At 46.2% G+C, this 6,356-nt stretch carries 1 protein-coding gene and 1 pseudogene; both read right to left on the bottom strand.

Annotated features, from left to right (window positions below):
• Window positions 1-3,768: pseudogene (locus ACRBG0_RS10095) on the bottom strand (hypothetical protein); the annotation flags it as partial.
• Between the two features lie 216 nt (window positions 3,769-3,984).
• Window positions 3,985-6,356 (bottom strand): gliding motility-associated C-terminal domain-containing protein (locus tag ACRBG0_RS10090; RefSeq protein ID WP_431486774.1); only part of this gene is annotated, 2,372 nt, incomplete at its 5' end.

The raw sequence follows: 6,356 nt of genomic DNA, 5'->3' as shown, positions 1-6,356 counted from the left end.
ACTGCTCGTGTTTGCTGGACACGCTACCTTTGGATCGGTCTTGTCTTCAGCAAAAATGTCGCCCCAGCAGGTGTAAACTAGTTCACCGGCAACGAATACGTCTACAGAATAAGTATGGCTACCACAACCAGAGATAGTGTTAGTGTTACCACCATCAACAGTAACAATGATCTCGTCTGCACAATCGTAGTTACCCGTCAATACCATTTGAGGGCTAATCTTAGTCGTACATTCAGTACCTAGGGTTACATTCAGATCACCAATACAAGCAGGACCGAAGTTTTCTACTTCAATCACTGTTTCTACGGTCTGTGTACATCCCCGGTAAGCAGGTGTTGTTCCTCCATCAGGAGAAATACCACCGTTGCCATCATCGGCACCAATGTAGGTCATCACTACGGTATTAAGACCAGAAGGCAAAGCCGTTGGGTCGAATACAGTAGCATCAACTCCATTAATAGTGAAAGTTACACCATCAGGTACTGCTGGTCCATTCACATCGTCATCATCAGTGCCACCAAGCGTGATAGCACCTTCGAAATTACAGTAAATCGGATCTAATTCAGGATCGAATACTGGTGTTGGGTAAGCACAAGCATTGCTAATCATGAAATTGAATCCTACTGCCTGGCCATTGATGTATTGGTCAACTACAAGGGTGTATCCAACATCATCGGCATGGTCAAAAGCGATAGAGTAATGCATGTTGGCATCGTAAGTCAAAGCATCGCCTGCAGCAACACCAATAGCGCCAGTAGCACTAATCACTCTGAAGTCAAAACCAGCAGGTAAAGCAGCACCCATTGGGCCAGTAATCGCTACGATTTCACCAAAGGTGCCGTCGTTAGGATTGGTATAAACACCCGCACCTGCATCAAAGATGATTGGTGAAGCATCGTCATTACAAGAACAAGGATCAGTGATATCAAAGCCACAATCCTCTACAACTAAGGTTGAGGTTGCTTCGTACACACACTCCAACTCACCCGCCAGGGTATACGTAACCGTGTATTCCCCTGCTGCTAGAGCAGTTAGGTCTACATCGAAAGTCAGACCATCACCATTATCGGTAACACCCTCTCCACTGTATACGCCGCCTTCTGGCGTAGCTCCGCCAGTAAAGGTATAGCTGAATTCAGCATCACATAAAGCCGACAATGCAGGGAATTCTACCGTTGGCTCATCGAAGGTGCTTTCACACGGTACGTCAAAGACGTAAGAAGTATTCTGATCTACCCCATCAACTACCGTAATTACACGATTGGTGAACTGACCTTCACAACAAGAAACAGTACAAGGGTCACCTACATTGAAATTCTCATTGATTTCATTCGCCATACCTGGGTTGATGATAAACTTGAATTCTACATCGCCAGGCTCAAGGAATACCGTTGTACAGAAAATACTTCCTCCTTCTTCTTCTGGCATCATTGGGTTAGCGAATGGATCAAAAGTCGAGTTAGGGAAAATACCAAACACATTTACCGTACCTGTAGGCATGATACAACCGATATCCACACAGAACTCTACATTCGCTCCCGGAGGAGGCGTACAAGTTGCGTCACAGCTATTAAAGCCAAAGGCTACGCTATCGTCTACACCATCAACCACCGTAATAACACGATTGGTAAACTGATCATCACAACAAGATACTGTACATGGAGCACCCGGATCAAATTGTTCTTCCATACCATTGAAGAGGAATTTGTATTCCTGGTCACCAGGAGGAAGGAAGATCGTTCCACAATAGATTCCGTCACCATCATCATCGGATAGGTAATTACAAGCTCCACACCAACTGTTGAATGCACCAAAGATGCTTACATCCTGTACATCTGGCAAACAAGTTACATCTACACAGAACTCGACACTAGCACCCGGCACACCGCAATCTGCTTCTGGAACACAACTTCCGAAAGCATAAGTCAACGTTGCTGGCGTACCTTCTACAACAGTATAGTCGCGCTTGAAACCACCAGCTCCATTGGTAGCACAGGCCTCACCACTAAGGTCTTCACTGAACGCTCCGTTCGCAGAAGCATAGAAAAAGCCGAAACGGATATCTCCAGCAGGCAGTAATTCTGTACGACACCAAGTGGTAGTAGTACCTACACGCGTCAAAGGTGAACCACCAGAGTTGTAACCATTAAAGCTGGCTTGTAACCCTTGAGCTGCAAAACCAGTTTCGTCAGCTTCACATTCAAAATCTACACAGAATTCAATTTCTGTCAATACCTCAGCACAGTCTGATGCTTCATCACAGCTACCGAAGGCATAGGTCAGCGTTTCAGACACACCGTCTACAACCGTATAGTCGCGCTTCCAACCACCACCACCAGAGCTAGCACATCCTTCTTGATCCGTAAGATCTTCCGAGAATGCTCCATTGGCAGAAGCGTAGAAAAAGCCGAAGCGGATATCTCCAGCAGGTAATGACTCTGTGCGACACCAGATGTTATCGCCAGTATTCATCAAAGGTGAACCACCAGAATTGTAGCCATTAAAGCTCGCCTGTAACCCTTGAGCTGCAAAACCAGTTTCGTCAGCTTCGCAGCTAAAGTCTACACAAAACTCAATATCGGTCAAACATACCGCCGCTTCATCACAGCTTTCCCACGCATAGGTTACCGTTTCATTCTGACCGGCAACGACCGTATAAGAACGTTTCACCTCACCATTAACGGTACTTGTACAAGCTTCTCCGTTCAGACCAGCAAGGTTTTCAGGGCCACCAGCACCAGCGGCAGCTGCATAGAAGAAATTATAGCGTACTTCTCCGACAGGTAAAGTCTCTGTACGACACCATATATTATTACCAGTATTTGCCAAGGGCGTAGAGCCCGAATTGAAGCCATTGAAATCAAAACCAATCGCTTGAGCAGCAAAACCAACTTGGTTCGCCTCACAGGTCAAATCTACGCAGAAGGTAATGTCTGCGGTCGCAGGTGGCGCAGATACTTCGATTTCTGCTGCCCAACCTGGTCTAGTAATAGAACCATCTGAGACAAAAACAAAATTAATACAACCACCTACGGTAGAGGTAATTACAGGAGGTAAGGCAATATCATCGTAAATACCATTACCCGAAGCAGCACCCGTTACAGTTAAATCATCAAAACCAGACTCTGTATTGAAGCTGGAGAAAGTAAGACTAATCGTTCCACCAGCTGCCGCACAAAGCGTAGTCGTAGAGTTTTCATTAATACTGTAGTTACTACCAGGGCCTCCAGAGTCGGTATACAATTCACCTCCAAAGAAATCTACTCCTGCAGTAAGCGTTTGCGCTGCATGAATAATAACTGGTGGTGGTGGTGGCGGTGTACCAATCTCTACCGTTGCCTGCCAACCTGATCTGACAAGAGAACCATCAGAAGAGAAAGCGAAGGTAATACAGCCACCAGCGTTTACCAGAATATTTCCTAAGGTAGAAACATCAGAGTAAGTACCATTACCGGAAGTTGCCCCCGAAATAGTGAGAGGATCGAAATTACTTTCCGTATCAAAGGCTGTAAAAGCAACGTAAATAGGATCAATTGCATTGGCACATAAGACAACCGTGCCACTTTCATTGTTTGAATAATTTGCACCACTACCACCAGAGTCTGTGTAAGACTCTCCGCCAAAGAAGTCGGTTCCAGCAGTGAGTGTTATCGAGCCCGATGTGGGCTGTACAATTTGTGCAGTACCCCAAAGCGGGACTGCCAGCATGAGCAATAAGCCTAGGCCGTATTGCCATGCTCTTTTTAGCGTAAAATTCGCTTGTCGCATAAGATTACAATTTGTTATAAAAAATTAAGGTCGTTTCAAATATGATCAATGCATAAGGCGCAAACACCCTATCCACTTAAAATTTAATTTTCCCCAACTAGGTCGTCAAAAACAATACTTCATTTGTAGCGACGAAAATAGTAACATTGTCACTAATCGTCAATTAATAACCCCAGGTAGAATTTGGCCTAAAATGCCAAATTCTACCTGTTCCTCCTATTTCAGCACCACCACTTCTCCTCTCTTGGTCAGGAAGGTGCCGTCTACTAGTTCAAACTCTACTACGTAGAGGTATACGCCGGGGTTTACGCCCTCTCCTCGGTAAGTTCCGTCCCAGCCAGATTGGCTGTCGTTGGCCGGAATATCGCTTTTAGAAAACACCGCTCCTCCCCAACGATCATAAATCTGGAAATTGCGGATGATCTTCACATTGGCACCCGCATAAACCACGAAGATGTCGTTTACACCATCGTCATTAGGCGAGAAGATATTCGGGATGTAGATGCGTTCCGTTCTGTCTACAAGAATACGAATCTGATCACTTATTATACATCCGTTTTGGTCAATCACGGTAACAGTATAGATAGTTTGTTGTTCAGGAGACACAAAAGGTTCCAGACAATCCGTGCAACTAAGGCTCTCGTCGAAAGTCCAGATCACGGTATCAATCACAGCGTTTGTCGTGAAAGATAACTGAATGCTATCTCCCAGTACAACTTCATCATCTGTACCTAAATCCAGGAAGAGGTTGTCTGCTGGTAAAATGCTAATATTCGTAGTAGACTCACACCCTTCAGCATCCTGAATAGTCAGACTATATGCTCCTGGCGAGAGGTCAACAAAAAGTACATCTGTGACAAAAGCACCATCATTGAGCGAAAACAAGTAGGGTTCCTGTCCGCCAGTTACAGATTCGATACCAATACTGCCATCGTTGTTTCCAAAGCAGCTTTCGTTGGTCGTGTTGACTACCGGCGCCAGATCAAGGTTACATGGTGTTCCCAAACAAGGAATACAAATAGAGCCATCACAGTTAAGAATCGTTTCCTGGTCATTGAAGGTATTGGGATCGCCATCATCACAAGCTTGCACCGTAGTCGGGCCATTACTACAGTCAATAACGATTCCGGCGCAAGGCACGCAAATACTACCATCCGACAATAGAATGGTTTCTACATCATTAATGGTACAAGGGTCGCCATCGTCACAAGGTAAGACTTGCTCACAACTACCATCCGTGCCGCATGGCGCAGGGGCTCCAGTACAAGGAATACAGACCGTACCATCGCTATTAAGGACCGTTTCTTGGTCATTGATCGTACAAGGGTCATTATCATCACAAGCTTGCACTGTCGTAGCGCCATTGCTACAGTCTACGGGTTCTCCCATACAGGGGATGCAAATGCTGCCATCACAATCAAGAATGGTTACGGTATCGTTAATTGTATTGGGATCGCCGTCATCACAAGGGAAAGTCGTAGAGGGGCCGGTGCTACAGTCTATTATCGTACCGCCGCCACAGGGAATACAAATACTGCCGTCACAATCCAATGTCGTAATCGTTTCACCTACTGTACAAGGATCGCCGTCGTCACAAGGGAAGGTCGTCGATGGGCCACTAGCACAATCTAATGGCGTGCCACCTCCACAGGGAATACAAATACTGCCGTCACAATCCAATGTCGTAATCGTTTCGCCTACTGTACAAGGATCACCATCGTCACAAGGCAACGTCGTTGATGGGCCAGTGCTACAATCTAATAGCGTGCCACCACCACAGGGAATACAAATACTACCGTCGCAATCCAATGTAGTGATCGTTTCACCTACTGTACAAGGATCGCCGTCGTCACAAGGGAAGGTCGTCGATGGACCGCTGGTACAATCTACTACCGTGCCGCCCCCACATGGAATGCAAATACTACCATCGCAATCCAATGTCGTGATCGTTTCGCCTACTGTACAAGGATCACCATCATCGCAAAGCAAAGTCGTCGATGGGCCACTAGCACAATCTAATGGCGTGCCACCTCCACAGGGAATACAGATACTACCGTCGCAATCCAGCGTCGTGATCGTTTCGCCTACTGTACAAGGATCACCGTCATCGCAAGGCAAAGTCGTCGTGGGACCGTTTGTACAATCCAATGGCACACCCATACAGGGAACACAAATACTACCATCGGCATCCAAAGTAGTTATCATGTCATTGAAGGTACAATCGTCACCATCATCACAGGGCAGTGTGGTTGTCGGAGCACTGCTACAATCACCAGGTACCCCCATACAAGGCACACAGATACTACCATCACAATCAAGGATGGTTATCATATCGTTGATTGTAGCGGGGTTGCCATCGTCACAAGCTTGCGTCGTAGTGGGGCCTGTTGAACAATCGACAATTATACCACCACCACAAGGAATACAGATACTACCATCGCAATCTAGCATCGTGATCGTTTCACCAACAGTACAAGGGTCGCCATCGTCACAAGGCAACGTCGTCGTGGGACCGTTTGTACAATCCAATGGCACCCCCATACAGGGAACACAAATACTACCATCAGCATCCAAAGTAGTTATCATGT

The organism is Lewinella sp. (genome assembly GCF_050633125.1).
Lineage (GTDB): Bacteria > Bacteroidota > Bacteroidia > Chitinophagales > Saprospiraceae > Lewinella.
Note: the sequence above shows the minus strand (reverse complement) of the source record. Positions and strands in the feature narration are given on the sequence as shown.